25 protein-coding genes are annotated in these 25,323 nt (G+C 62.4%); 20 read left to right on the forward strand and 5 right to left on the reverse strand.

Annotated features, from left to right (window positions below):
- Positions 1-9: 9 nt before the first annotated feature.
- The 15 genes from C5L10_RS03120 to C5L10_RS03190 all read left to right on the forward strand — a co-directional run bounded on the left by C5L10_RS03120 (position 10) and on the right by C5L10_RS03190 (position 14,742).
- Positions 10-687, forward strand: a complete 678-nt coding sequence (locus C5L10_RS03120; protein WP_105428497.1) for a phosphoribosyltransferase — start codon at positions 10-12, stop codon at positions 685-687.
- 92 nt (positions 688-779) lie between these two features.
- Positions 780-1,829 (forward strand): dipeptidase, encoded by a 1,050-nt coding sequence (locus C5L10_RS03125; protein WP_105428498.1) that lies wholly within the window; start codon positions 780-782, stop codon positions 1,827-1,829.
- 46 nt (positions 1,830-1,875) lie between these two features.
- Positions 1,876-3,483 carry an ABC transporter substrate-binding protein gene (locus C5L10_RS03130; protein ID WP_105428680.1) on the forward strand — a complete coding sequence of 536 codons (1,608 nt, stop codon included), beginning with the start codon at positions 1,876-1,878 and terminating at the stop codon, positions 3,481-3,483.
- 39 nt (positions 3,484-3,522) lie between these two features.
- Positions 3,523-4,569 carry an ABC transporter permease gene (locus C5L10_RS03135; RefSeq protein WP_371411913.1) on the forward strand — a complete coding sequence of 349 codons (1,047 nt, stop codon included), beginning with the start codon at positions 3,523-3,525 and terminating at the stop codon, positions 4,567-4,569.
- On the forward strand, positions 4,566-5,498 hold the full coding sequence (locus tag C5L10_RS03140) for an ABC transporter permease (protein WP_105425529.1): 933 nt from the start codon (positions 4,566-4,568) through the stop codon (positions 5,496-5,498). Before C5L10_RS03135 ends, C5L10_RS03140 begins: the two co-directional genes overlap by 4 nt.
- Positions 5,495-6,340, forward strand: a complete 846-nt coding sequence (locus C5L10_RS03145; RefSeq protein ID WP_105428500.1) for an ABC transporter ATP-binding protein — start codon at positions 5,495-5,497, stop codon at positions 6,338-6,340. The genes C5L10_RS03140 and C5L10_RS03145 overlap by 4 nt, the downstream gene beginning before the upstream one ends.
- The gene (locus C5L10_RS03150) at positions 6,337-7,086 is read left to right on the forward strand and encodes an ABC transporter ATP-binding protein (RefSeq protein WP_038589931.1); all 750 of its coding nucleotides are present in this window, start codon (positions 6,337-6,339) and stop codon (positions 7,084-7,086) included. The genes C5L10_RS03145 and C5L10_RS03150 overlap by 4 nt, the downstream gene beginning before the upstream one ends.
- An 81-nt stretch (positions 7,087-7,167) precedes the next feature.
- Entirely contained in the window at positions 7,168-8,097 is a 930-nt protein-coding gene (locus C5L10_RS03155) for a LysR family transcriptional regulator (protein WP_105428501.1), read from the forward strand.
- A 144-nt stretch (positions 8,098-8,241) separates the two neighbouring features.
- Positions 8,242-9,771 (forward strand): ABC transporter substrate-binding protein, encoded by a 1,530-nt coding sequence (locus C5L10_RS03160; RefSeq protein WP_105428502.1) that lies wholly within the window; start codon positions 8,242-8,244, stop codon positions 9,769-9,771.
- Positions 9,772-9,973: 202 nt separating this feature from the next.
- Positions 9,974-10,924: an ABC transporter permease gene (locus tag C5L10_RS03165; protein WP_105428503.1), complete on the forward strand. Its 951-nt coding sequence runs from the start codon at positions 9,974-9,976 to the stop codon at positions 10,922-10,924.
- A gap of 10 nt (positions 10,925-10,934) precedes the next feature.
- Complete coding sequence (locus C5L10_RS03170) at positions 10,935-11,753, forward strand: ABC transporter permease (protein ID WP_105428504.1); 819 nt, start codon at positions 10,935-10,937, stop codon at positions 11,751-11,753.
- A gap of 23 nt (positions 11,754-11,776) precedes the next feature.
- Entirely contained in the window at positions 11,777-13,171 is a 1,395-nt protein-coding gene (locus tag C5L10_RS03175) for an amidase (RefSeq protein WP_105428505.1), read from the forward strand.
- Positions 13,172-13,387: 216 nt separating this feature from the next.
- On the forward strand, positions 13,388-13,735 hold the full coding sequence (locus C5L10_RS03180; RefSeq protein WP_046634459.1) for a YqjD family protein: 348 nt from the start codon (positions 13,388-13,390) through the stop codon (positions 13,733-13,735).
- A gap of 23 nt (positions 13,736-13,758) precedes the next feature.
- Positions 13,759-14,190, forward strand: coding sequence for a hypothetical protein (locus tag C5L10_RS03185; RefSeq protein ID WP_105428506.1), 432 nt, complete (start codon positions 13,759-13,761; stop codon positions 14,188-14,190).
- A 240-nt stretch (positions 14,191-14,430) separates the two neighbouring features.
- Positions 14,431-14,742 carry a hypothetical protein gene (locus C5L10_RS03190; protein WP_172716898.1) on the forward strand — a complete coding sequence of 104 codons (312 nt, stop codon included), beginning with the start codon at positions 14,431-14,433 and terminating at the stop codon, positions 14,740-14,742.
- 25 nt (positions 14,743-14,767) lie between these two features.
- Here C5L10_RS03190 and C5L10_RS03195 read toward each other — a convergent pair whose 3' ends face one another.
- Together C5L10_RS03195 and C5L10_RS03200 are read right to left on the reverse strand one after the other, a co-directional pair.
- Positions 14,768-15,334 (reverse strand): RNA polymerase sigma factor, encoded by a 567-nt coding sequence (locus tag C5L10_RS03195; protein WP_037077490.1) that lies wholly within the window; start codon positions 15,332-15,334, stop codon positions 14,768-14,770.
- Positions 15,331-15,513, reverse strand: coding sequence for a NepR family anti-sigma factor (locus C5L10_RS03200; RefSeq protein WP_037078171.1), 183 nt, complete (start codon positions 15,511-15,513; stop codon positions 15,331-15,333). The genes C5L10_RS03195 and C5L10_RS03200 overlap by 4 nt, the downstream gene beginning before the upstream one ends.
- Positions 15,514-15,681: 168 nt before the next feature.
- Here C5L10_RS03200 and C5L10_RS03205 point away from each other — a divergent pair, with 168 nt between their 5' ends.
- The 3 genes from C5L10_RS03205 (at position 15,682) to C5L10_RS03215 (ending at position 17,827) form a co-directional block, all read left to right on the forward strand.
- On the forward strand, positions 15,682-16,476 hold the full coding sequence (locus C5L10_RS03205; RefSeq protein WP_046634461.1) for a response regulator: 795 nt from the start codon (positions 15,682-15,684) through the stop codon (positions 16,474-16,476).
- 81 nt (positions 16,477-16,557) lie between these two features.
- Positions 16,558-16,722 carry a DUF1328 domain-containing protein gene (locus C5L10_RS03210; RefSeq protein WP_037077486.1) on the forward strand — a complete coding sequence of 55 codons (165 nt, stop codon included), beginning with the start codon at positions 16,558-16,560 and terminating at the stop codon, positions 16,720-16,722.
- 163 nt (positions 16,723-16,885) lie between these two features.
- Positions 16,886-17,827, forward strand: a complete 942-nt coding sequence (locus C5L10_RS03215) for a sensor histidine kinase (protein WP_245282831.1) — start codon at positions 16,886-16,888, stop codon at positions 17,825-17,827.
- A 378-nt stretch (positions 17,828-18,205) separates the two neighbouring features.
- Here C5L10_RS03215 and C5L10_RS03220 read toward each other — a convergent pair whose 3' ends face one another.
- The 3 genes from C5L10_RS03220 to C5L10_RS03230 all read right to left on the reverse strand — a co-directional run bounded on the left by C5L10_RS03220 (position 18,206) and on the right by C5L10_RS03230 (position 21,922).
- On the reverse strand, positions 18,206-19,132 hold the full coding sequence (locus C5L10_RS03220) for an ABC transporter permease (RefSeq protein WP_105428508.1): 927 nt from the start codon (positions 19,130-19,132) through the stop codon (positions 18,206-18,208).
- The gene (locus C5L10_RS03225; protein WP_046604447.1) at positions 19,125-20,135 is read right to left on the reverse strand and encodes an ABC transporter permease; all 1,011 of its coding nucleotides are present in this window, start codon (positions 20,133-20,135) and stop codon (positions 19,125-19,127) included. Before C5L10_RS03225 ends, C5L10_RS03220 begins: the two co-directional genes overlap by 8 nt.
- Before the next feature lie 77 nt (positions 20,136-20,212).
- Positions 20,213-21,922: a peptide ABC transporter substrate-binding protein gene (locus C5L10_RS03230; protein ID WP_105428509.1), complete on the reverse strand. Its 1,710-nt coding sequence runs from the start codon at positions 21,920-21,922 to the stop codon at positions 20,213-20,215.
- 325 nt (positions 21,923-22,247) lie between these two features.
- Between C5L10_RS03230 and C5L10_RS03235 the strand changes: the two genes are divergently transcribed.
- Positions 22,248-23,411 carry a M20 aminoacylase family protein gene (locus C5L10_RS03235; RefSeq protein WP_105428510.1) on the forward strand — a complete coding sequence of 388 codons (1,164 nt, stop codon included), beginning with the start codon at positions 22,248-22,250 and terminating at the stop codon, positions 23,409-23,411.
- 16 nt (positions 23,412-23,427) lie between these two features.
- Positions 23,428-25,275, forward strand: a complete 1,848-nt coding sequence (locus C5L10_RS03240; protein WP_105428511.1) for an ABC transporter ATP-binding protein — start codon at positions 23,428-23,430, stop codon at positions 25,273-25,275.
- Positions 25,276-25,323: the final 48 nt, after the last annotated feature.

Genomic DNA, 25,323 nt, shown 5'->3' on the forward strand with positions numbered 1-25,323 from the left:
GAAAAGCGAATGCAGCCGCATGATTTCTGGCAGGACGTCCATCCGGCAGGGTCGTTCGACCGGGCAGGGCCGTTTTCCGGCTTCTTCCCGGCCACGCTCGATGACGGCAGCCAGATCAGGCTGCCGATCCGGCCGCTTGCAGATGGGGAGCACGCGCTCGCCTCTCTGATCATCAATCAGGCGAGTTTCGATGTGCAGGACGCGCTTGCCGCCGACCTTGCGCCGAGGATCGCGGCCTTCCGCCCGGAAGTCATCGTCGGCCTGCCGACTTTGGGCCTGACCCTTGCCGCAGCCGTCGCCCGCGCGCTCGGCCACCTGCGTTATGTGCCGCTCGGGACCTCGCGAAAATTCTGGTACGACGAAAACCTGTCGGTGCCGCTCTCCTCGATCACCACACCCGAACAGCAGAAGCGCCTCTATGCCGATCCGCGGATGCTGCCGCTGATAAAGGGCAGGCGCGTGGCGCTGATCGATGACGTGATTTCCAGCGGCACCTCGATCGTCTCCGGGCTGACGCTGATGGTTTCGCTCGGGATCGAGCCGGTGGTCATCGGTGCGGCCATGCTGCAATCGGAGCGCTGGCACGGCAAGCTCGATGCGTTTGGCCCGGAATGGCGGCCGCGTGTGACAAGCGTTTTCAGGACCCCGATGCTGAAAAAGGCGGGTGAGGGGAGCTGGACGGCCTGACGCGTTTTCCGGCTTGCGAAAGAGGAGCGGCTGGCTAGGATCGCCGCATTGCTCACCTTGGTACTTTCACAAGACAATCGGGAATAAACTTCATGGAACTGGTGTTCGACGGCCATAACGACGTGCTCCTGCGGCTCTGGCGGAACATGAAGGCGGGCGGCGATCCGGTTGCGGAATTTGCCAAGGGTACGCCAGGCGGCCATATCGACGGGCCGCGCGCCAAAGCCGGCGGTCTCGCCGGCGGTCTCTGCGCCATCTATATCCCGTCCGGCGAACTGGTTCTGAAGGAACCCGATCAGAACGGCCATTACGTCACGCCGTTATCCGTCCCGCTCGATCATCTTCCGTCGCTGACGACCGCGCTCGAAATGGCGTCGATCGCACTGCGTCTCGACCGCGCCGGCGCCTGGCAGCTCTGCCGTTCGACCGCCGACATCCGCAAGGCGATGGACGACGGCATTTTTGCCGCCGTCATGCATATGGAAGGCTGCGAGGCGATCGATGCGGATCTCGACAATCTCGAAGTCTTCCACGCCGCCGGCCTGCGTTCGCTTGGGCCCGTCTGGAGCCGCCACAACATCTTCGGCCACGGCGTGCCCTTCGCCTATCCGATGTCGCCCGACACCGGACCGGGCCTCACCGACCATGGCTTCGAGCTGGTCAGGGCCTGCAACACGCTCGGCATCCTGATCGATCTCGCCCACATCACCGAGAAGGGGTTCTGGGATGTCGCCAGGACTTCCGACCAGCCGCTGATCGCCAGCCATTCGAACGCGCATGCGCTGACGCCGGTCGCCCGCAACCTCACCGACAAACAGCTCGATGCGGTCAAGGAAAGCGGCGGCCTCGTCGGTCTCAACTACGCGGTGACCATGCTGCGTCCCGACGGGCGCGACAATGTCGCCACGCCGCTTTCGGACATGGTGCGCCATATCGACCACATGGTGCAACGCATGGGCATCGATCACGTGGCGCTCGGATCGGACTTCGACGGCGCCTCGATTCCCGAAGAAATACATGATGCTGCGGGCAATCAAAATCTGGTTGCGGCGCTCAAGGGAGCGGGCTACGCTGACGCAGAGCTGAAAAAGCTATGCCGGGAAAACTGGCTCAGAGTTTTGGGGAAGGCCTGGCACGAATAGGCTTCTTTCCAAAGGTCCAACGAACAAAAACAGGGGAATGCAGACCATGATCAATACACTCAACAAGCGGCTCCGCGTGTTGTCCACGAGCGCGGCGTTGTCGCTGATGCTGCTCGCCGCACCGCAGGCCTTCGCGGTGACGCCGAAGGATACGCTCGTCATCGGGCTCGCCTTCGACGATATCATCACGCTCGATCCGGGCCAGGCATTCGAATTCTCGGCCGGCGAAGTCGGTGGCAATTCTTATGACCGTCTCGTCCGCCTCGACATCAACGACACGTCAAAGATCACCCCCGACCTTGCGGAAAGCTGGACCGTTTCCGACGACGGCCTGACCTATACGTTCAAGATCAAGTCGGGTCTGAAGTTTGCTTCCGGTAACCCGATCACCGCCGAAGACGTCGCTTATTCCTTCGAGCGCTCGGTGATGATCGATGGTCCGCCGGCCTTCATCCTCAACCAGTTCGGCCTGGAGAAGGATACCGTCAAGCAGAAGGCGGTTGCCAAGGACGCGAACACCTTCGTGCTCACCGTCGACCAGTCCTATGCGCCGTCCTTCGTGCTGAACTGCCTGACCGCAACGGTCGCTGCCGTGGTCGACAAGAAGGTCGTCATGGAGCATGTCAAGGACAACGATTACGGCAATGCCTGGCTGAAGACCAATTTCGCCGGCTCCGGTCCGTATAAGGTTCGCGAATGGCGCGCCAACGAAGTCGTCGTTATGGAGCGCAATGATAATTACTGGGGTGAGAAGGCAAAACTCGCCCGGGTCATCTATCGCCACATGAAGGAAAGTGCGGCCCAGCGCCTGGCGCTTGAGAACAACGACATCGACGTCGCCCGCAATCTTGAGCCGAACGATATCGACGCCGTCACCAAGAAAGGCACGACGGTCACCAGCGCGCCGAAGGGCTCGGTCTTCTATTTCAGCCTGAACCAGAAGAACCCGAACCTCAAGAAACCTGAAGTCGTCGAAGCGATGAAATATCTCGTCGACTACGACGCGATCGGCGCGACGCTGATCAAGGGCGTCGGGGAGATCCACCAGACCTTCCTGCCGAAGGGCATTCTCGGTTCGATCGACGACAAGCCCTACAAGTTCGACGTGGCCAAGGCCAAGGAACTGCTCGCCAAGGCAGGCCTGAAGGATGGCTTCACGGTCACCATGGACGTGCGCAACACGCAGCCGACCACCGGTATCGCTGAGTCCATCCAGCAGACCTTCGCCCAGGCCGGCATCAAGATGGAAATCATTCCCGGCGACGGCAAGCAGACGCTGACCAAGTATCGTGCCCGCACCCACGACATCTATATCGGCCTGTGGGGCGTCGACTATTGGGATCCGAATTCCAATGCCGAGACCTTCACGTCGAACCCGAACAATGCCGACGACGGCACCACGAAGACGCTCGCATGGCGTAACGCCTGGGACATTCCGGAACTGACCAAGGAGACCAAATCGGGCTTCGTGGAGCGTGATTCCGCCAAGCGTGCGACGATCTATGCGAACCTGCAAAAGAAGGTGCTGGCAACCGGTCCCTTCGTGCTCGTCTACCAGCAGACGGAAGTCGCCGGCGTCGGCAAGGGTGTAAAGAACTTCAAGCTCGGCCCGACATTCGATACCAACTACGTGTTCTCGGTTTCCAAGGATTAAGCCTGAGAGGCCAGTTCCTTGACCTTACCCGAAACATCCGTGGCGACACGGCGCAATAGGCGCCGTGCATCGTCTGCACTGGCCTCCGTCCTGCGTTTCGCGGTGACGGTGGTCACCACCATATTCGGCCTCCTGGTCGTCACCTTCTTCATCGGCCGGGTCATCCCTATCGACCCGGTGCTGGCGATCGTCGGCGACCGGGCGCCGGCCCATCTCGTTGAGCGGACCCGGATCGAGCTGGGGCTCAACCTGCCGCTCTACCAACAGTTCGTCATTTATACTAAACAGGCGCTTTCCGGTGATCTCGGAACCTCGGTGCTGACCAGCAATCCGGTGCTCGAAGATATCAAGCGGGTTTTCCCCGCCACCATGGAGCTTGCGACGATCGGTACGCTGATCGGTGCGACCCTCGGCATTCCGCTCGGTGTCCTCGCGGCAGTCCGGCGCGGCAGCATCGCCGACCAGATCGTCCGTGTCATCGGCCTGATCGGTTATTCCGTGCCGATCTTCTGGCTGGGCCTTCTGTCGCTCTTGCTCTTTTACGCGCAGCTCAGATGGGCGGCTTTCCCGGGCCGCATCGACATCGTCTACGAATACAGTTTCACACCTAAGACCGGCTTCTATCTTCTCGATGCCGCCATGCAGGGACAGTGGGATGTGGTCTGGGACCTCTTCCGGCACATCGCGCTGCCCGGGGCGCTGCTCGGCTATTTCTCGCTCGCCTATATCAGCCGCATGACCCGCTCCTTCATGCTGAACGAGCTTTCCCAGGAATATGTGGTGGCGGCACGCGCCAAAGGATTGTCGGAAACGCGGATCATCTGGTTCCACGCGCTACGCAACGCCGGCGTGCCGCTGGTGACGGTGATTGCGCTGTCCTATGCGAACCTGCTGGAAGGCTCGGTGCTGACCGAGACCATCTTCTCCTGGCCGGGGCTCGGCCTCTACATCACCAACTCGCTGCAGAATGCCGACATGAACGCGGTGCTCGGCGGCACGCTGGTGATCGGGGCGGTCTTCGTCGGCATCAACATCTTCTCCGATCTTCTCTATCGGACTTTGGACCCGAGGACGCGTAGCCGATGAGTGCGACCGAAACCTCTCTCAAACCCTACAGCCGCGAATGGCTCCTCTCCGACCGCCCGACCTCGCGCAAGCAGGCGCGTTTCGGTCGCGCCTATATCGTCTGGCGCCGGTTCGCAGAGAACCGGCTTGCGCTCCTGGGCCTAGCCATCATCGTGCTGCTGCTGGTGGTGGCTGCATTCGCCGACGTCCTGGCGCCGCATAACCCGGTGCAGGGCGACCTGCGTAATTCCCGCCTCTTGCCGCTCGGCTCCCCGGGCTATCTGCTCGGCACCGACGACCAGGGCCGCGATATCCTCTCACGGCTGCTCTACGGTTCGCGGCTGACGCTGCTGGTGGTGGTGCTGGTGGCGATCATCGCCGCTCCGATCGGGCTCATCGTCGGCACGGTCTCCGGTTATGCCGGCGGCTGGGTCGATGCGGTGCTGATGCGGATCACCGATATTTTCCTCGCCTTCCCGAAACTCGTGCTGGCGCTGGCGCTGGTCGCAGCCCTCGGGCCGGGCATCGAGAACGCGATCCTCGCGATCGCCGTCACTTCCTGGCCGCCCTATGCCCGTATCGCGCGGGCCGAAACGATGACCTTCCGCAATTCGGAATTCATCTCGGCGGTGAAGCTGATGGGCGCTTCGCCCTTCCGCATCGTGCTGCGCCACGTCATGCCGCTCTGTCTTTCGTCGCTGATCGTGCGCGTCACGCTCGACATGGCCGGCATCATCCTCACCGCCGCCGGCCTCGGCTTCCTCGGGCTCGGCGCCCAGCCGCCGCTTCCCGAATGGGGCGCGATGATCGCCTCGGGCCGCCGCTTCATCCTCGATCAATGGTGGGTCGCCGCCATGCCGGGTTTTGCGATCCTGATCGTCAGCCTCGGCTTCAACCTGCTCGGCGACGGCCTGCGCGATGCGCTCGATCCGAAGGAGGCAGGCCAATGACGGTGCCGGTCAAGCCGCTCCTGACGGTCGAGGATCTGCGCGTCACCTTCCCGACCCGTACCGGTGACGTGCAGGCGGTGCGCGGCGTCTCCTTCGCGCTCGGCCGCGAGCGGCTCGGCATCGTCGGCGAATCCGGTTCCGGCAAGTCGCAGACCGGGCGCGCGATCATGGGCCTGACCCCCGGCCACGCCAAGATCAGCGCGCGGAAGCTGGCTTTCGGCGACCGGGATCTCCTGGCCATGCCGGCCCGCGAGCGGCGCGACCTGCGCGGTAAGAAGGTGGCGATGATCCTGCAGGACCCGAAATATTCGCTGAACCCGGTGATGACCATCGGCCGGCAGATCGTCGAGACGCTGAAGACGCACGAGAAGATTTCGACCTCGGCGGCCAAGGCGCGGGCGCTCGCGATGCTGGAGGCGGTGCAGATCAACGATCCGGAACGGGTCTTCTCGCTCTATCCGCACGAGGTTTCCGGCGGCATGGGGCAGCGGGCGATGATTGCCATGATGCTGATCTGCGGCCCGGAACTGCTGATCGCCGACGAGCCGACATCGGCGCTCGACGTCACCGTGCAGCTCGAAGTGCTGGATATCCTCGACAAGCTGGTGGCCGACCGTGGCATGGGGCTGATCTTCATCTCCCATGATCTCAGGCTCGTCTCTTCCTTCTGCGACCGCGTCATCGTCATGTATGCGGGCCGGATCGTCGAGGAACTGTCGGCCGCCAATCTCGCCGATGCGCAGCATCCCTATACGCGCGGGCTGCTCAACTGCCTGCCGACCATTGGTTCCGACCGGCATCCGCTGCCCGTGCTCGACCGCAAGCCGGAGTGGGCGCTATGACATCGGCTCTCTCCATCCGCGACATGGTCGTCACATACGACGAGTTTGCGGCACTCGATCATGTGAACTTCGATATCGGCACGGGCGAATCCTTCGGCATCGTCGGCGAATCCGGGTCCGGCAAATCGACACTCCTGCGCGCCGTCTCGGGCCTTGCCTCCTTCGACCAGGGCACGCTCAGCGTCAACGGCCGCCCCTATTCCGGCCGCAAGCGCGACAAGGAGTTCTACCGCACCGTCCAGATGGTGTTCCAGGACCCCTATGGCTCGTTGCACCCGCGCCAGACGGTCGACCGGCTGCTGCTGGAACCGCTGGTCATCCACGGTTTCACCGATATCGAGACGCGCATCAACCGGGCGCTGGACGAGGTGGGTCTCGGGTCGGGCTTCCGGTTCCGCTATTCGCACCAGCTTTCGGGCGGCCAGCGGCAGCGCATCGCGATTGCCCGGGCGCTGATCCTGGAGCCGAAAATCCTGCTGCTCGACGAGCCGACCTCGGCGCTGGATGCCTCGATCCAGGCGGAAATCCTCAATCTGCTCGAACAGGCGCGTCGCGACCGCAACCTCACATTCGTGATGGTCAGCCACGATCTCGGCGTCATCAGCCATATGTGCGAGCGGCTGGCCGTGATGAAAAACGGCAAGGTGGTCGAGACGGTGCCGCGGAAAGCGCTGGAAAACCGCGAGTTTTCCGCCGATTATACCCGCCAGCTGCTCGTCGCCAGCGAAGGGTTTCGCCGCGGCTGACGAGCGTCTCGATTTTATCTATGTCGCTATCCCGAAACCGGTCCGCGTTTTCGGGCGACATGTTTCAGCCGGCAGGATCGCATGCAGCTTCGGGCGCTTATGTATTTCGACGAACTGGTCCGCACCAATTCGATGCGGGCGGCGGCCGAGAATCTCAACGTCGCTGCCACCGCGGTCTCGCGCCAGATCGAGAACCTCGAACACTATTTCGGCACGCCGCTCGTCGAGCGCAGCAATCGCGGCATCAAGCTGACCGCCGCTGGTGAGCTGCTGGCGGCGAGGGCAGGGCGGACGCTGCGCGAACTCGAACATGTCCACCAGCTGATCGACGACCTGCAGGGCCTGCAGCGCGGCAAGGTGGTGATCTATGCGAACGGCGCGACGGTCGCCAACCTGATCGCCCCGGTGCTTGCGGAATTCAGCCTGCGCTACCCGAAGCTGCGGTTCGAGGTGGCGATCACCAGTGCGCGCGAGGCGGTCGAGGCGCTCGCCGCCGCCGAGGCCGATCTGGTGGTGACGCTGTTTGCACCAAAGATTTCCGGGGTGAAGGTGCGACTGCGCTCCGAGATCACCTACGACGTCATCATGGCCGCCGACCATCCGTCCGCCGGTGCCAGTGAACTGACACTGCGCGATCTCGTCCGTATGCCGCTCGCTCTTCCCGACAAGAATTACGGCGCGCGACAGGCCTTCGAGGAACTGTTCGCCAAGGACGGGCTGGAGCTCGATCCGGTTTTCGTCACCGGTTCCCTGGAAATGCTGAAGGAACTGGTTCTGCGCCGTGCGGCGGTTACGCTGCTGCCAGCGCTCGCGGTGCAGCGCGAAATCGATGCCGGCCAGCTTGCGGCGGTACCGATCGCCGCCGGCAAGGCGGTGCGCACGCCGATCGATCTGTGCGTCGCGCCGGACCGCCAGTTATCGTTCGCGGCGGGCAAGCTCGTGGATTTCATCGAGCGCTTCATGCGCGGCGCGGATGCGCGCAACTCGGCGCCTAAAAGGGCAAGTGCCTAATTGCGTTCCGTGTAACGTTTTCGGCTACACAGGGAACACAAAATTCTGCATTGTGTGTGCACCTGCGAAATGACACACTTTTGGCAATCGACGATCCCGCAGGTGCCGATCAGGCGGGTCTCGTTCCAAAAAAGGGGATGACGGATGGGCAGGATGACGCTTTTGGGCTCTGCTACCATATTGAAGAGTGCAGCTGTTGGCCTTGCGATCAGCGCGGGCCTGCTTTTAGGGCAAACCGGCGCGGAGGCGGCGGCAAAGACCGCGATCACCGTCGGGATGACGGTCGAGCCGGCCGGCCTCGATCCGACGGTCGCCGCACCGGTGGCGATCGGCCAGGTGACCTGGCAGAACCTCTTCGAGGGCCTGACGGCCATCGATAGGGACGGCAAGATCAAGCCGCAGCTTGCCGAAAGCTGGCAGATCTCGCCGGATGGCCTGACCTACACGTTCAAGCTCCGCCAGGGCGTCAAGTTCCACAACGGCGTCGCCTTCGACAGCGCGGTTGCCAAGTTCTCGATCGACCGCGCCCGCGGTGCGGATTCGGTCAATCCGCAGAAGCGCTACTTCGCCTCGATCGATACGGTCGAGACGCCAGATGCTTCGACGCTGGTGCTGAAGCTCAAGCAGCCGGCCGGCAGCCTGCTTTACTGGCTCGGCTGGCCGTCCTCGACCATCGTCGAACCGAAATCGGCCGCCGACAACAAGACGACCCCGATCGGCACCGGCCCGTTCAAGTTCGTCAGCTGGTCGAAAGGCTCCAAGGTCGATCTTGCAAAGAATGCCGACTACTGGAACAAGGCCGTCTCCCTGAAGCTCGATACCGCGGCCTTCCGTTTCATCAGCGATCCGCAGGCCCAGGCTGCGGCGCTGAAGGCCGGCGACGTCGATGCCTTCCCGGAATTCGGGGCGCCCGAACTGATCAAGTCCTTCGAGGGCGACAAGCGGCTGACGACCGTTATCGGCAATACCGAGCTCAAGGTCGTCGCCGGCATGAACAATACCCGCAAGCCGTTCAGCGATAAAAAGGTGCGTCAGGCGCTGATGATGGCGGTCGACCGCGCCACCGTCGTCGAAGGTGCCTGGTCCGGTTTCGGCACGCCGATCGGCAGCCACTACACGCCGAACGACCGCGGCTACAAAGACCTGACCGGCGTCTATCCCTATGATGCGGCCAAGGCGAAGGCGCTGCTTGCCGAGGCCGGCTTTCCGAACGGCTTCACCTTCACCATCAAGGCGCCGCAGATGCCCTATGCGCAACGCACCTCGCAGGTGCTGCAGGCGATGTTTGCGGAAATCGGCGTGACGATGAACATCGAGACCACCGAATTTCCGGCGAAATGGGTGGCCGACGTGCTGAAGGCCGCCGATTACGACATGACCATCGTCGCCCATGCGGAGCCGATGGACATCGACATCTATTCCCGCGATCCCTACTATTTCAACTACAAGAACCCGGCCTTCAACGACGTGCTGAAAAAGGTCGAGATGACCTCCGATGCCGCCGGACAGGAAAAGCTCTACGGCGAGGCACAGACCATCCTCGCCAACGACGTGCCGGCGCTCTTCCTGTTCGTGATGCCGAAGCTCGGCGTCTGGGACGGCAAGGTGAAGGGTCTGTGGGAAAACGAACCGATCCCCTCGAACGTCCTGACGGATGTTCATTGGGTAGAGTGAAGTTTCACGCGATGAACTGGAGTGGCGCGCGCGCGACAGACCGATCTCCCCCCTTGAGGGGGAGATGCCCGGTAGGGCAGAGGGGGGTGACCTCTCAGCATATTCTTGAGTCATTGCGTTTGCCGCACCGTTGCCACCCCCCTCTGTCACCTCCGGTGACATCTCCCCCTCAAGGGGGGAGATCAGCGGGAGTGCGCCGCTCATGATCTCCATCGTCATCCGCCGAACCTTGAGTCTCGCCGTGACGCTGCTCATCGTCTCGCTGCTGATCTTCACCGTCATGGACCTGCTGCCTGGCGATCCGGCGGCGATCATGCTCGGCACTTCGGCGAGCCCGGAAACACTCGCGGCGCTGCAGAAACAACTGGGTCTCGACCAGCCGCTCCCCGTGCGTTACCTCGCCTGGCTCGCCGGGGTCTTCCGGGGCGATCTCGGGCAGTCCTATACGTATGGCGTGCCGGTTGCGGGGCTGATCGGGGAACGGCTTGCCGTCACCCTGCCGCTGGCGCTGATCGCCATCGTGCTCTCGGTGGCGATCGCCATTCCGCTCGGCGTTCAGGCGGCGCGCAAGCACAATGGGCCCTTTGATTTCGTCGCCGGCCTGTTCTCCTATATCAGTATCGCGGTGCCGGCCTTCTGGGTCGGGCTGCTGCTGATCATCCTGTTCTCCACCATGCTCGGCTGGATGCCGGCGGGCGGGTTTCCCGGCTGGGATGCCGGGCTGTTTGAAGGCCTCAAGGCGCTCCTCCTGCCGGCCGTGGCGCTCGCCCTGCCGCAGGCCGGCGTGCTGACGCGCGTGGCGCGGGCCGCGGTTCTGGAGGTGATGAACGAGGATTTCGTGCGCACCGCCCGCGCCAAGGGCCTGAGCGAGGGCATCGCCATCTGGCGGCACGCCGTCCCGAACGCGCTGGTGCCGGTGTTCACCATGCTCGGCCTGCAATTCACCTTCCTGATCGCCGGCGCGGTGCTGGTCGAGAACGTCTTCAACCTACCGGGCCTCGGGCGGCTTGCCTATCAGGCGCTCTCCCAGCGCGACATCATCGTCATGCAGGATGTCGTGCTGTTTTTTTCGGCCTTGGTGATCCTGATGAATTTCCTGGTCGATCTCGCCTATCTGGTCGTCGATCCGCGCCTCAGGGCCAATGCGCAATGAGGCGGGCGCAATGAGGAAACTGCTTCGCCGCCCTGTCTTCCTCGTCGGGCTCGTCATCACGCTGGCACTGTTTGCAGTGGCGCTGCTGTCGCTCGTCTGGACGCCGTTCCCGCCGACGAAAATGAACATCGTCCACAAGCTCAAGGCTCCTCTCGATTTCGGCCTCCTCGGCACCGACCAGTTCGGCCGCGACGTTGCCTCGATGCTGATGGTTGGAGCCTGGAATTCGCTCTCCACTTCCATCCTTGCCGTGCTTCTCGGCGCAAGCGTCGGCACGGCCATCGGCGTCGTCGTCGCCATGCGGCGGAGCTGGCTGGAACTCGTCGTCATGCGGGGCTGCGACATCATCTTCGCGGTTCCACCAATCCTCTCGGCGATGATGCTCGGCGCCTTCATCGGATCGGGCCGGTTCACGGCGATCATCGCCATCGGCGTGTTCATGGTGCCGGTGTTTGCGCGGCTCGCGCTCGGCGCTGCCCTGCAGATATGGACGCGGGACTACGTTACCGCCGCCGTCAGCATGGGCCGCCCGAAAGCCAAGATCACGCTCGTGCACGTGCTGCCGAACATCTCCAACCAGATCATCGTGCAGGTGACGATCCAGCTCGGCCTCGCGATCCTGACGGAAGCCGGCCTCTCCTTCCTCGGTCTCGGCATGCCGCCGCCAACGCCCACCTGGGGGCGGATGCTGGCCGACGCGCAGACGTTTCTCGGCCAGGCGCCGTGGCTGGCGCTGATGCCGGGGCTTGCCATCGCGCTCGCCGTGCTCGGCCTCAACATGCTCGGCGACGGCCTGCGCGACCTCCTCGATCCCCGCGACAATTCCTGATTTCGAAAAACGAAGATATTGCGATGAATGACCTCTTGAAATTGACGATCCGTGAGTTGCTCGATCTCTATTCGACCAGGAAGCTTTCACCCTCGGAATACTGGTTGGCGGTCGAGGACCGCATCGCCGCCTTCGAGCCGCATGTGCAGGCCCTCTATCTCTACGATCCGGACAGCGCCAGGGCGCAGGCCGCAGCCTCCACCGGTCGCTGGATGAAGGGTGCGAGGCTTGGGGCGCTCGACGGCATTCCGGTGACGCTGAAGGAACTGATCGCCACCAAGGGGCAGCCAGTGCCGCTCGGGACCGCCGCGGTCGAACTGGTGCCGGCCACGGAAGACGCGCCCATTGCCGCGCGGATGAGAGAGGACGGCGCGGTGATCTTTGCCAAGACCACCTGCCCGGACTACGGCATGCTGTCCTCCGGCTTGTCGAGCTTCCATCACCTCAGCCGCAATCCTTGGGATCTCACCCAGAACCCGGGCGGATCGAGCGCCGGCGCGTCGGCCGCCGGTGCCGCCGGTTTCGGCCCTCTGCATATCGGCACGGATATCGGCGGCTCGGTGCGCCTGCCGGCCGGCTGGACAGGGCTGTTCGGCTTCAAGCCGAGCCAGGGCCGTATTCCGGTCGATCCCTATTATGTCGGCCGTTGCGCGGGACCGATGACCCGCACCGTCGAAGATGCCGCCTTCTCCATGGCGACGCTGTCGCGTCCCGACTGGCGGGACGGCACCTCACTGCCGCCCAACGTTTTCGACTGGTTGGATTTCGGCGTCGACGTTAAGGGTCTAAAGATCGGCCTGATGCTCGACGCCGGCATCGGCCTTGCCGTCGAGGACGAGGTTCGCGATGCGGTCGTGGCCGCCGCCAAACGCTTCGAGGAGGCGGGGGCAATCATCATCCCCGTCGAACCGGTCATGAACCGCATCATGCTCGACGGGCTCGACAGTTTCTGGCGCTCGCGCTTCTGGGGCGATATCGAGAAAATGCCGGAAGAGCGCCGGGCGCTGATCCTCCCCTATATCTACCAGTGGGCGGAAGGCGGCACCTACATTTCCGGCGTCGAGGCGGTGCGCGGCTTCAACCAGACGATCGAAATGCGCAAGGCCTGCGGAAGGCTGTTCACCACCGTCGATGCGGTGATCTCGCCGTCCAATCCGATCGTTTCCTATCCGGCTGAATGGGCCTCGCCGACCAACGATCCGTCGAAGCCTTTCGAGCATATCGGCTTCACCGTGCCGTGGAACATGTCGGAACAGCCGGCCTCGTCGATCAACTGCGGTTTTTCGAAATCCGGCATGCCGATCGGCCTGCAGATCGTCGGCCCGCGCTACGATGACCTGCTCGTGCTGAAGCTCTCCAGAGCCTTTGAACAATGGACCGGGGGCGTTTCCGCCTGGCCCGAGCCGCCGGCCGCCTGAGTCTCCAGACCTTCGGGCGATTTCTGCTTCGGTGCAACCGCGCCGGGGAACAATCGCGCTGTTGCCGCGTTCACCGGCGTCGACAGGACCGTGAATTGCGTGGCGTTCGCCGCTCGCTTGGGACCGATCCCGTTCCACGTTTCCGACGCCGTTTGATTCCGCGCAAAGCCTTCCGCGGCGCGCATCCTCTAAGGTCCGCAAAACAGGAGATCCGATATGCCCGCAGCCAACCCCACGACCGACTTCGCCCGCAACGGCACAGGCCAGAATTCGTCAGCCAGCAAGGATGTCGAAGCCCAGATCCAGCAGCTCCGCGACGATATCGCAGCGCTTACCCGCAGCGTTGCTGCCGTGGGAAATGAGAAGGCCAGCGAATACAAAGGCAAGGCTCGTCGTGTCGCCAGCGACGCCGCCGACGCCTCGATGCAGATGGTGGAAGCTGCACGCGACCAGGCACTGTCGATGGAAAGAGACCTGGAGCGTCAGATCCGCGCCAACCCTATTCAGGCCGTCGCCATCGCCGCCGGCGTCGGCTTCCTGTTCGCGCTGCTGACGCGCCGCTGATGATGGCAGGAATTGGTCCCCTGTTGGCTTCGCTCGCCGCGATGGATGTCGCGGCGTTCACGCGCAGGCTCAAAAGAAATGCGATCCTCTATGCGATGGTGCTGCTTTTCCTGCTGACCGCCTATGGGCTGCTGGTGGCGGCGCTCGCCGTCTATCTCGCCAGCATATGGGGGGTACCGATGGCGTTGCTGGCAGTCGCCGGGGGCGCGCTTGTGCTGGCACTCGCCGTCTATTTGTGGGTCGTGATCGCCAACGGTGCCGAACAGCGCCGCAAACGTGAAGCCGCAGCCTCCAACAGTTCCAAGGCGCTGATGATGACGGCGGCTCTGACGGCGTTGCCGCTGCTCGTCAAATCCCGCCCGCTGCTGCTTGCCGCAGTGGTCGGCGGTCTCGGCTTCCTGGCGACCAAAACGATGGGCGCTTCGGGCCGCCGATATTCCGAACCGGCCGAATAGCGGATTTTTCGGCCGCCCGACACGTTAACGGTCGCCTGCCTCGCGCAGGCGGCCTTATTCTGCGTCAGGGCCTGCCCTCGACGAAAGAGCGGACTTGGCGGGAAATAGCAGGCGGTTTGTGATCGCCCTGTGTCTTTTGTAAATGACTGGGCGTTCTTTCGGTGGTCTAGCCGATTTTCGTTGTCGAATCTCGGGCGGACTTAATTGTTGCGAATCCTCGTTGTCGATCGGGAGTTTCTGGTGGCCATGGAAGTGGAAACCGTTCTCACCGAGGCGCTTGCCTGCGAGGTTAAGATCGCTACGCCGCGCACCTATGCAATGGATCTGGAACAGGACCTCTTCGACGTCGTCGTCATCGACTCCGCCCTAGTTCGGGGGGAGAGCGAGGATACTGCGCTTCGGTTGAGAGCCTGCGGGGCGGGACTGGTTTTTACCACGCTCAGTGTCGACGACATGGACGGTCTGAAGGGTTGGGACGGAATAGCCGTCGTCGCAAAACCGTTCGACGACCACCACCTCGTCGATGCAGTCAAAAACGCCGCCCGGTTGTGAGCGGCGTTTTCTCAAGTTTGCAAGATCAGCTGCCGAAGGCGCGGGAGGTGATCGCCGCGTCGCCTGCGTCCGGACCGTAGTCGCCCTCGCCGGAGACGCCGAGCAGCTCCTGGAGACGGGTGCGGGCGCGGCTGACGCGGCTCTTGATCGTGCCGACGGCACAGCCGCAGATCGCGGCCGCTTCCTCATAGGCGAAACCGGCGGCCCCCACGAGGATGATCGCTTCGCGCTGATCGTCGGGCAGCTTGTCGAGGGCCTTGCGGAAATCCTGCAGGTCGAGCCGGCCGTACTGTTCCGGATGGACCGAAAACCGCTCGCTGAACAGGCCGTCGCTATCCTGCACCTCGCGCCCGCGCTTGCGCATCTGGCTGTAGAATTCGTTGCGAAGGATGGTGAACAGCCAGGCCCGCATGTTGGTGCCGGCGGTAAAGCTGGTCTGGTTGGCCCAGGCTTTCATGATCGTATCCTGCACAAGGTCGTCCGCCTTGTCGTGACGGCCCGTCAGGGATACCGCGAATGCGCGCAGGTTGGGCAGCGACGCGAGGAGGTCGCGCTTGAAGCCGCGATCGTCGATCTCGTCTTCCTTGCTCATTTTGCGTTCACCGGCTTGGCATTCTTCTCCGCCTGCTCAAGACGCTCAAGAAGATCGAGAAAACGATCCGGAATCCCTTCTTCCTGTACGGCGTCGTAGAAGTCCCGTAACTTGCGGGATATGGATGCGTTCGGCGGCACCGCTCCGGGTCTGACTTCTTGGGATTGGATTGCTGTCATCTCTTCTTTTTTTCTGTTGTCGTCACTCATCACGCGGGCAGCCTGTTGCGATATCGTCGGGCAAAGGAATTCCTGGCGGCAAAAAAAGTTCCACTCTTGCGGAACTTTTTTTCCAGGCCCACGTTCATAGCAGGTCAATTGCCCGCTGGGCACCGAGGGAGATTTTGTATGTCACTCACCACACGCGTTGCGTCTCACCTTCCATATCTGCGTCGGTATGCTCGCGCCGTCACCGGATCACAGACTTCGGGAGACGCTTATGTCGCCGCGGTCCTGGAAGCGTTGATCGCAGACGTTTCAATATTCCCCGAAACGTCCAAGGACCGTGTCTCGCTCTATAAACTCTTTGTTACAATTTTTGGTTCCACGAACATTGAGATTCGCCCCATCGAATCGCCGTTCGCCTGGGAGCAACGTGCGGCAGCCAATCTCTCGATGCTTCCCTCTCAGTCGCGGCATGCGTTTCTGCTGGTCTCGGTCGAAGGCTTCAGCATTGAGGAGGCCGCCGAGGTCCTGGACGTCAGCACTGCCGAGGTGAACCGCCTGCTCGAAGACGCGACGCGCGAAATCTCGCGGCAGGTGGCGACCGACATCATGATCATCGAGGACGAGCCGCTGATCGCGCTCGACATCGAGCAGATGGTGCAGGATCTCGGCCACCGGGTCACGGGCATCGCCCGCACACACAAGGAAGCGGTATCGCTGTTCCAGTCCTCGCACCCGAAAATGGTGCTAGCCGACATCCAGCTTGCTGACGGCAGCTCCGGGATCGATGCAGTCAACGAAATCCTGAAGTCTTCCAGCGTGCCGGTGATCTTCATCACCGCCTTCCCGGAACGGCTTCTGACCGGCGAACGCCCGGAACCGGCTTTCCTGGTCACCAAGCCGTTCAATCCGGACATGGTGAAGGCCTTGATCAGCCAGGCGCTGTTCTTCAACGAAGCCGTCAAGGCGGCCGCTTGATCCCATCGGCGGCGGTCGGGCCGGCAGGCCGGAACAATATGCAACAGGTGGGCGTTCTGGCGCATCCGAAGAGGAAAACCCATGTTGTATTATGCTCTTGTCTGCCTGCTCGTGGCGATCATCACCGGTGCGCTCGGCTTCAGCGGCATTGCGGGAACGGCAACGGGTCTCGCTCAGCTCCTGTTTTTCCTCTTTCTCGCACTGCTGCTGATATCGCTGGTCGTCGGGTTGTTCCGGCGCGTTTGACGTCCTATAAAAGGCGGATAATCATGCTCATAAATGCGGGTATCTATGCGTTCAGCAGGCGCCCGGTCTTCCCAGCTAGCCCGCGGACGGAGTGAGGAATTTGGTGCATCCCCTGACATGGCAGCAGGCTGGTCAGAGTGATGACAAGTTACGTGAATTTTTCATGCCGGCACTGTTGGATCTCGGCGCCAGCATCATGATCCAGGATGCCGGGAGGAATTACCTCTTCGTCACGCATCTTCCGGAGGTCTGGGCTGTCGAGCATGTCAGGACACCCACCGATGTCAGCCTGTTCGGCGAGGAGGTCGGAGCAAAGCTCGCGATCCTCAAGGACGGCATGACGGAAGCCGGGCGCAAGGGCCATATCGAGATCACCATCGGCACCGAGCAGATCTACGAGTTCCGGGTCCAGACGGTGGAGTTTTCCAATGGCGGCCTGCATTTCGTCACCACGATCATCGACCGTTCCGAGGAGCGTCACCGCGAGCGGCTGCTGCGCGCGCTGCTGCGGGAAGTCAGCCACCGGTCCAAGAACCTGCTTGCCATCATCCAGAGCATCGCGCTGCAGACGGCCCGTTATTCGGGCTCGCTGGAACTGTTCCTGCACAAGTTCCGGGGGCGGCTCTATTCCCTTTCGCAGAGCCAGGACCTGATCACCGATTCCAGCTGGCGCGGCGCCTATTTCTTCGAGCTGGTGCAGCAGCAGACGGAAAAATACCTGCCCGAGAACAAGCATCTGGTGCGCGTCCACGGCGACAATATTCTTCTGACGCCGAACGCTTCGCTGCATATCGGGCTGGCGCTGCATGAGCTGATCGTCAACGCCGTCAGCCACGGCTCGCTTTTGCGCAGCGGCAGGGTGATCAACGTCACCTGCACCCGCATGCATCTCAACGGCTATGACTCGCTCGAGATGATCTGGGACGAGGTGCTGGACGCCAGCCGGAGTCCCGAGGATAACGACGATTCGCTGAAGGCGCATTTCGGCAGCACGGTGCTGGAACGGGTCGTGCCGGCCTCCGTCAACGGCAAGGCGCAATACGTCATTTCCAGCGACCGCATCAGCTACCGGCTGGTATTCCCGCTGGAGAGCGGCGGGGACTGAAAGAGAGTCAGTAGCGATTGGGCGTTGGTGAGTAGTTTTCGGTTGGGCTGACGTCTCGCAACGAAGGTATTTGCCGAAATCCCGCGCTCTGTCGTAGCGATCATCACCCACTACCCATAAAACTGAGCTGGCTCGGTTCCGATTGACGGAGCCGAGCCAGTTCGTCTCTTCGAGGGGGATTGAAGAGTAGGTCCGAAGGCTTTGTAGGGCGGGGGACGGGGGGTCGCCTTCGAACATTCATATAACGAGCGCCCCGGAAATAGGTTCCGACGGTTCGAAACTTTTTTTGAAAATTTTTTGAGGGCTCGTTTTGGGCTGGAGCCGAATAAAAAATGGCAGCTTTGCAGCCGCCATTCTGATCGGGCCCGCGTCGCGAGATTAGTGCTTGAGCGCCCTCGGGTCGAGCGCGTCGCGGATAGCGTCTCCCATGTAGTTGACGCTGAGCACAGTGGCGGAGATTGCCAGCCCCGGCCACAAAACGCGCGAGGGCGTGAGTTGCAGGAAGTTGGCCCCGTCGAACAACAGCCGTCCCCAGGTCGGGAAATCCGAGGGAAAGCCGAGGCCGAGGAAGCTCAGCGCCGATTCAGTGATGATCGCCGAGGCGATGCCCAAGGTCGCGGAAACCATGATCGAACTCAGCACGTTCGGCAGGATGTGCTTGAGGATGATCCGATATTCCCGCATGCCGCTCGATTTCGCCGCCAGGATGAATTCCTGGCTTTTGACGGCCAGCACGTCGCCGCGCACGATGCGGGCGGTATGCATCCAGCTAGTGATCCCGATCACGAAGACGATCAGGATGAAAATGCCGGTTTCGGGTCCGAATGCAGCCCGCAGGGTATCGCGGAACAGCATCAGGATGACGAGCAGCAACGGCAGCAGCGGCAAGGCCAGGAACAGGTCGGTGATGCGCATCAGCGGTCCGTCGAGCTTGCGGATATAGCCGGAAACCACTCCGACCAGCGTTCCGAGGAAGAGCGCCAGCAGCATGGCCGTGATGCCGACCGCAAGCGAGATGCGGCCGCCGGCAAGCACCTGGGCGAGCATGTCCTTGCCCAGGTTGTCGGTACCGAACGGATGAGCCAGTGATGGCCATTGGTTCTTGTCGCGGATGTTGATAGCGTTCGGGGCCACGCGGTGGATATACGGGCCGACGAAGACCGCCAGGACTATGAAGGTAAAGACGATAAGCCCGACGACGCCGCCTCTATGGGCACGGAACTGGCGCCAGATGTCTGCGAGGGCCGATCGGGTGGGAGTGGCCGCCTTGGCGGGCGGCGCGGTTGCGATGGTCGCATCAGTCATAACGGATCCTCGGGTCAAGAATGCCGTAAAGCACATCGGCGATAAGGTTGAAGAGCACGATCAGCACCGCGAAGATGAAGGTCAGGGTCTGGACGAGCGGGATATCGGCCCCCTGGACGGCGATGATCAGAAGTTGGCCTAGGCCATTCACGCGAAAGATCTGCTCGGTGATGATGGCGCCCGAGAAGATCGTCGGCACGCCGAGCGCGATCACGGTGACGACCGGGATCAGGCTGTTGCGCAAAACGTGGATGAGCAGGACCGATTTTTCCTTGACGCCCTTGGCTCGCGCCGTGCGCACGTAGTCCTGGTGCAGGTTGTCCAGCATCGAGGCCCGCACGAAGCGGGTGATCTGCGACGCGTTGAAGAGCGACAGCACCGCCACCGGCAAGGCCATCTGCTTGATCTGCTGGACGAAGCTCGAGAAGTCGGTGACGACAAGGTTGGTGTCATAGACCGACGGGAACCATTGCAGATACGAGGAGAAGATCACCACCAGCAGCACGCCGGTGAAGAAGGTCGGTACCGAATACCCGACCATCGACACGAACGTGCCGATCTGGTCGAAGATCGAATACTGCTTGTAGGCGGAGATGACGCCGATCGGAACGGCGATCAGCACTCCGAACACATAGGCGAGACCGACGACCCACAGGGTCTGGGGCAGGCGCTGGACGATCAGGTCGACCACCGGGCTTCTGGTCGCCCAGGAAAGCACCCGCATGCGGTTCCCGTCGCCGAACTGCCAACCCGTCATACGTTCGAGGATGTTGAGCGGTTCGTTGATGAAGAATTGCTGCAGCCAGTAGAGGTAGCGGAAGAAGAACGGCTGATCGAGGCCGAGCGATGCGCGGATCTGCTCGCGGACCTCCGGCGGGATCGTCAACGGCAGGTCGCCGGTGGGATCGTTGGGTGCAAGATCAAGCAGCGCGAAAATGACGAAGCTGATAATCAGCAGCGTCGGGATTGCGAAGAGCAATCGCCGCAAAGTGTATGTGAACATGCATAAGTCTCCAGACTAGCACGGAGAAGAAAATGCGGGCGCCGGGCCTGCTCCAGGGGCAGGCCCGGCGATCGGCATTACTTCGCGCGCGACCAGTCGGCGACGTTCCACAGTTCGCTATCCCACGCATTCATCTTCACGCCGGCGAGCTTGAGAGAATGCGAGGAGACGCTGCCGCGGTGGACGAGCGGGATATGCGCGCCTTCCTCGGTCAGCATGTCGTTGAGCTGCTTGGCAAGCGTTGCGCGCTTGTCGAGCTCGGCGGTCTTCGAAAGCTCGCCGAGCAGCTTGTCATAGGCCGGGTTGCAGTAACGCGGGATGTTCTGACCCTGCCAGCCGTTCGCCGGGCCGGGAACCTTGTCGCACAGCCATTCTGCGAGATACTTTTCCGGGTCGGTGCCGTCGAAGTTGTTCGTGTACATTTCGACGTCGGCATAGAACTTCTGGAAGGTGTCCGGGCTTGCCGGATCGCCGCCGAAGAAGACCGAGGCGCTGGCATTGCGCAATTCGGCGCCGACGCCGATCTGTGACCACATGTCCTTCACCAGTTCCTGGGTCGCCTGGCGAACCGAGTTGGTGGAGGTGGCGTAGAGGTAAGAGAGCTTCACGCCGTTCTTGGCGCGGATGCCATCCGGACCCTTCTTCCAGCCGGCATCGTCAAGCAGCTTGTTGGCTGCCACGAGGTCCTGCTTCAGGCACCAGCTGTCGTTCTTGGTGGAAGCGACTGCTGCCGGTGCGGGCACGATGTTGCAGGTCGCCTTGCCGGCTGCGCCGTAACCGGCCTCGACGATGATGTCGCGGTCGATGGCGAGCGAAAGCGCGCGGCGGACCGCCGGGTCGGAAAGCGACGGATGCGGGCCAGCTTCCTTGGTGGAGCGCTTTGCGCCAAGCGAGGGATCTGCGTTGTAGTGGTTGAGGTTGATACGCTCGACCTGGGTGCCGAACGCGGTTTCCAGCTTGCCCTTGCCGGCGGCGACCATCTTGGCGAGAATTTCCGGCTCTACCTGCATGTTCCAGGCATAGTCGTATTCGCCGGTTTCGAGAACGGCGCGCGCGGCCGAGGCAGCATCACCGCCGCCCTTGAGGGTGACCGTCGCGAAGGCCGGCTTTGCCGCATCGCGGTAGTTCGTGTTGGCGGTCAGCGTGATGACGTCGTTCGGCTTGAATTCCTTGACGACGAAAGGACCGGTGCCGATCGGGCCGAAATTGGCCGAGGTGCAGCCCGGTGCCTTGGCGCCGACGCAGTTTTCGAACTGCTTCTTCTGGATGACAGGAGACTGCGCGCCGACGAAGGCGCTGTAGGGATAGGGCTTCGGTTCGGTGAAGGTGATCTTGACCGTCTGCGGATCGGGCGCCTCGACGCTCTTGACGCCCTCGTACTGGGCGGCCTGGGCGCAACCGCCGTCCGGCGCGATGCAGTATTTCCAGGTGAAGATGACGTCGTCAGCCGTAAAAGGCGTACCGTCCGACCACTTGACCCCCGGCTTGATCTTCCAGGTCATGCTGAGCAAGTCCTTGGCGACGCCGCCGTTCTGGACGGTCGGAATCTCGGTGACCAGCGTCGGTACGAGTTCGCCCTTTTCGTCGTAGCGGGCGAGCGGTTCGATCACCATCGAGGACGCGTAGACTTCCTTGGTGCCGCCGGAGAGGTAGGGGTTCATTGTCGAAACGGCCTGCCAGAACAGGATCTTCAGATCGCCGTCGGTGCCGCGGGCGGCGTAGGCGGCCGAGCCTGCGAAGGCCAGGGCGGCTGCGGTGCCGGCCAGAAGAAGTTTGAGGTTTTTCATGCTGCTATTCCCCTTGTCGTTCTCTTATGAGTTGTGGTTGGGCATGCCGGTCAAGCCGGCTTTTTATGCCTCGGGACTGCGAAGTCACCTTCCTCAACTTATTGACTTCGCAGCGTATTTCCTGTCCGTTCCTCCTCCGAAACTACTTCAAGAACAAGTTACATCCTGCCGCTTTTGGCGAGCATGATCAAATTTTGAGCCATCTAAGCATAGGCCTATTTTCCGTTCAAGCCGGAAAATTGAAGCTTGCAAAATCGTGTCTTCGCGTCGCAATATCCGCTCCGACCAGAGTGGGAAACAGCAAGAAAACAATGAGGTCTGCGTAATGCCAGTCATCAATCGCGTCGCGGAAATGCAGGATCAGGTCGCCGAATGGCGGCGCCATCTTCACGAGAATCCGGAGCTGCTCTACGACGTTCACGAGACCTCGAAATTCGTCGCCGAGAAGCTGCGGGCCTTCGGTTGCGACGTCGTCGAGACCGGCATCGGCAGGACCGGCGTCGTCGGCATCATCAAGGGCAGCCAGGGCGGCGGGCCGGTGATCGGTTTCCGCGCCGACATGGACGCGCTGCCGATCCTCGAAACCTCCGGCAAGCCCTGGGCTTCCAAGACCCCCGGCAAGGCGCATTCCTGCGGCCATGACGGCCATACCGCCATGCTGCTCGGCGCGGCCCAATACCTTGCCGAGACCCGCAATTTCAAAGGTTCGGTCGCCGTGATCTTCCAGCCGGCGGAAGAGGGCGGCGCGGGCGCGCTGGCGATGATCAACGACGGCATGATGGAGAGGTTCGGCATCAAGGAAGTCTACGGCATGCATAACGAGCCGAAGCTTCCGGTCGGCAGTTTCTCCACCCGCAAGGGCGGCATCATGGCGGCGGCCGACACGTTCGAAATCACCGTCCACGGTCGCGGTAGCCATGCCGCACAGCCGCACAATTCGATCGACCCGATCCTGATCTCCTCGCATATCGTGCTGGCGCTGCAGTCGATCGTGTCGCGCGAGACCGACCCCCTGAAGTCGCTCGTCGTCACCGTCGCCTCGATCCATGGCGGCGAGGCGAGCAACGTCATCCCCGCCTATGTCAAGATGGCCGGAACGGTGCGCACGCTGCTGCCGGAAACCCGCGATTTTGCCGAGAAACGCCTGAGCGAAGTGGCTCAATCGACCGCGATCGCCCATGGCGCGACGGCCGACATCATGTATCGCCGCGGTTATCCGGTCACTTTCAACCACGACAACGAGACGGATTTTGCCATCGAGATCGCGGCCAAGGTTGCCGGTCCCAAGGCGGTGCAGACCGGTATGGCGCCGCATATGGGCGCGGAGGATTTTTCCTACATGCTGGAGAAGCGCCCCGGCGCCTTCATCTTCATCGGCAATGGCGATACCGCCAGCCTCCACAACGCTGCCTACGATTTCAACGACGAGGCAATCCCCTTTGGCGTCAGCTACTGGGTCACGCTCGCCGAAACCGCGCTCGCCGCCTGATCCGAAGGAGATTTCCATGCTGCTTTCCGGCACTTCCATGGAACAGGGCGGTGGTTCGGTGACCCCCGTCCTGTCTGTCCGCAATCTTTCAACCTCGTTCCGGGTGAACGACGAATGGCGCACCGTGGTGCGCAACATCTCGTTCAACGTCGCGCCGCGCGAGACGGTGGCGATCGTCGGCGAATCGGGCTCGGGCAAGAGCGTCACCTCGCTGTCGATCATGCGGCTGCTGCCGAAGAATTCGAGCAGGATCGAAGGCCAGGTCTTCCTCAACGGCCGCGAATTGCTGTCGCTGCAGGAAGAGCAGATGCGCCGCGTGCGCGGCAAAGACATCTCGATGATCTTCCAGGAGCCGATGACCTCGCTCAACCCGATCTTCCCGATCGGCAAGCAGATCGCCGAGGCGCTGACGGTCCATACCGACATCAGCAATGCCGAGGCGAAGAAGGAAGTCATCCGCCTGCTCGAAAAGGTGCGTATCCCCAACGCCTCGTCGCGTTTCGATGAATATCCGCACCAGTTTTCCGGCGGCATGCGCCAGCGCGTTATGATCGCCATGGCACTGGCGGCGAGACCTAAGTTGCTGATCGCCGACGAGCCGACCACCGCGCTCGACGTCACCATCCAGGGCCAGATCCTCGACCTCATCAAGGTGCTGCAGGAAGAGGAGGGCATGTCGGTCCTCTTCATCACCCATGACATGGGCGTGGTGGCCGAAGTCGCCGACCGCACCATCGTCATGTATCGCGGCGATGCGGTGGAGACGGGCGAGACCGGCGACATCTTCCACCGCGGCCAGCATCCCTATACCCGCGCGCTTCTGTCCGCCGTGCCGCGGCTCGGCTCGATGGGCGAGCGCAAGCTGCCGCTGCGGTTCCCGATCGTCGATATCAAGACCGGCGAACAGATGCTGCTTGCCGACGTTACCGACACGGTCGGCAAGGGCAAGACGCCGATCCTGGACGTCAGGGACCTGACCACCCGGTTCGACATCCATTCCGGCCTGTTCGGGCGCAAGTCCGGCGCGGTGCACGCGGTCGAAAAGGTCTCCTTCGATCTGTTCCCGGGCGAGACGCTGTCGCTCGTTGGCGAATCGGGCTGCGGCAAGTCGACCACCGGCCGCTCCGTCACCCGCCTGATCACGCCGACCAGCGGCGAGGTTACGCTCGACGGCTATGAGGTCATGAAGCTCGACCAGCCGACGCTGCGCCAGATGCGCCGGTCGATCCAGATGGTCTTCCAGGATCCGTTCGCCTCATTGAACCCGCGCATGAGCGTCGGTGCCGCGGTCATGGAGCCCTATGTCGAGCACAGCCTCGGCACCAAACAGCAGGCGCGCGACAAGGCGGCGAGCCTGATGGAGAAGGTCGGCCTTTCTGCCGACATGATGAAGCGCTTCCCGCACGAGTTTTCTGGCGGCCAGCGCCAGCGTATCGCAATCGCCCGCGCCTTGATGCTCGACCCGAAGATCATCGTGGCCGACGAAGCGGTCTCGGCGCTCGACGTGTCCATCAAGGCGCAGGTCTGCAACCTGCTCCTCGACCTGCAGCAAAGCCTCAATCTCGCCTTCCTGTTCATCAGCCATGACATGGCGGTGGTCGAGCGGGTCAGCCATCGCGTCGCGGTCATGTATCTCGGCGAGATCGTCGAGATTGGCCCGCGTGCGGCGGTGTTCGAAAACCCGCAGCATCCTTACACGAGGAAGCTGATGTCCGCCGTGCCGATTCCGGATCCGTCCCGCCGGCGGATCAAGCGCAACATGTCGACCGACGAGATCAAGAGCCCGATCCGCCCGGTCAACTACGTGCCGCCGAAGCGGGAGTACCGCGAGGTGAGTGCGGGGCATGTGGTGCAGGTGGCGTAGCACATCGAGGCGGTTGAGAGCCTATGCTCGTGACATCAAACCCCGCAC

Source organism: Neorhizobium sp. T6_25, from assembly GCF_002968555.1.
Classification (GTDB): domain Bacteria; phylum Pseudomonadota; class Alphaproteobacteria; order Rhizobiales; family Rhizobiaceae; genus Neorhizobium.

Bases quoted from the DNA above. Each gene is read 5' to 3' on its own strand.
- C5L10_RS03145 (WP_105428500.1), top strand. From the start codon at position 5,495: ATGACGGTGCCGGTCAAGCCGCTCCTGACGGTCGAGGATCTGCGCGTC.
- C5L10_RS03210 (WP_037077486.1), top strand. From the start codon at position 16,558: ATGTTGTATTATGCTCTTGTCTGCCTGCTCGTGGCGATCATCACCGGT.
- C5L10_RS03195 (WP_037077490.1), bottom strand. From the start codon at position 15,334: ATGAGCAAGGAAGACGAGATCGACGATCGCGGCTTCAAGCGCGACCTC.
- C5L10_RS03165 (WP_105428503.1), top strand. From the start codon at position 9,974: ATGATCTCCATCGTCATCCGCCGAACCTTGAGTCTCGCCGTGACGCTG.
- C5L10_RS03200 (WP_037078171.1), bottom strand. From the start codon at position 15,513: ATGACAGCAATCCAATCCCAAGAAGTCAGACCCGGAGCGGTGCCGCCG.
- C5L10_RS03160 (WP_105428502.1), top strand. From the start codon at position 8,242: ATGGGCAGGATGACGCTTTTGGGCTCTGCTACCATATTGAAGAGTGCA.
- C5L10_RS03140 (WP_105425529.1), top strand. From the start codon at position 4,566: ATGAGTGCGACCGAAACCTCTCTCAAACCCTACAGCCGCGAATGGCTC.
- C5L10_RS03120 (WP_105428497.1), top strand. From the start codon at position 10: ATGCAGCCGCATGATTTCTGGCAGGACGTCCATCCGGCAGGGTCGTTC.
- C5L10_RS03220 (WP_105428508.1), bottom strand. From the start codon at position 19,132: ATGACTGATGCGACCATCGCAACCGCGCCGCCCGCCAAGGCGGCCACT.
- C5L10_RS03205 (WP_046634461.1), top strand. From the start codon at position 15,682: ATGTCACTCACCACACGCGTTGCGTCTCACCTTCCATATCTGCGTCGG.
- C5L10_RS03225 (WP_046604447.1), bottom strand. From the start codon at position 20,135: ATGTTCACATACACTTTGCGGCGATTGCTCTTCGCAATCCCGACGCTG.
- C5L10_RS03215 (WP_245282831.1), top strand. From the start codon at position 16,886: ATGCCGGCACTGTTGGATCTCGGCGCCAGCATCATGATCCAGGATGCC.
- C5L10_RS03170 (WP_105428504.1), top strand. From the start codon at position 10,935: ATGAGGAAACTGCTTCGCCGCCCTGTCTTCCTCGTCGGGCTCGTCATC.
- C5L10_RS03240 (WP_105428511.1), top strand. From the start codon at position 23,428: ATGCTGCTTTCCGGCACTTCCATGGAACAGGGCGGTGGTTCGGTGACC.
- C5L10_RS03175 (WP_105428505.1), top strand. From the start codon at position 11,777: ATGAATGACCTCTTGAAATTGACGATCCGTGAGTTGCTCGATCTCTAT.
- C5L10_RS03230 (WP_105428509.1), bottom strand. From the start codon at position 21,922: ATGAAAAACCTCAAACTTCTTCTGGCCGGCACCGCAGCCGCCCTGGCC.
- C5L10_RS03155 (WP_105428501.1), top strand. From the start codon at position 7,168: ATGCAGCTTCGGGCGCTTATGTATTTCGACGAACTGGTCCGCACCAAT.
- C5L10_RS03180 (WP_046634459.1), top strand. From the start codon at position 13,388: ATGCCCGCAGCCAACCCCACGACCGACTTCGCCCGCAACGGCACAGGC.
- C5L10_RS03150 (WP_038589931.1), top strand. From the start codon at position 6,337: ATGACATCGGCTCTCTCCATCCGCGACATGGTCGTCACATACGACGAG.
- C5L10_RS03125 (WP_105428498.1), top strand. From the start codon at position 780: ATGGAACTGGTGTTCGACGGCCATAACGACGTGCTCCTGCGGCTCTGG.
- C5L10_RS03235 (WP_105428510.1), top strand. From the start codon at position 22,248: ATGCCAGTCATCAATCGCGTCGCGGAAATGCAGGATCAGGTCGCCGAA.
- C5L10_RS03130 (WP_105428680.1), top strand. From the start codon at position 1,876: ATGATCAATACACTCAACAAGCGGCTCCGCGTGTTGTCCACGAGCGCG.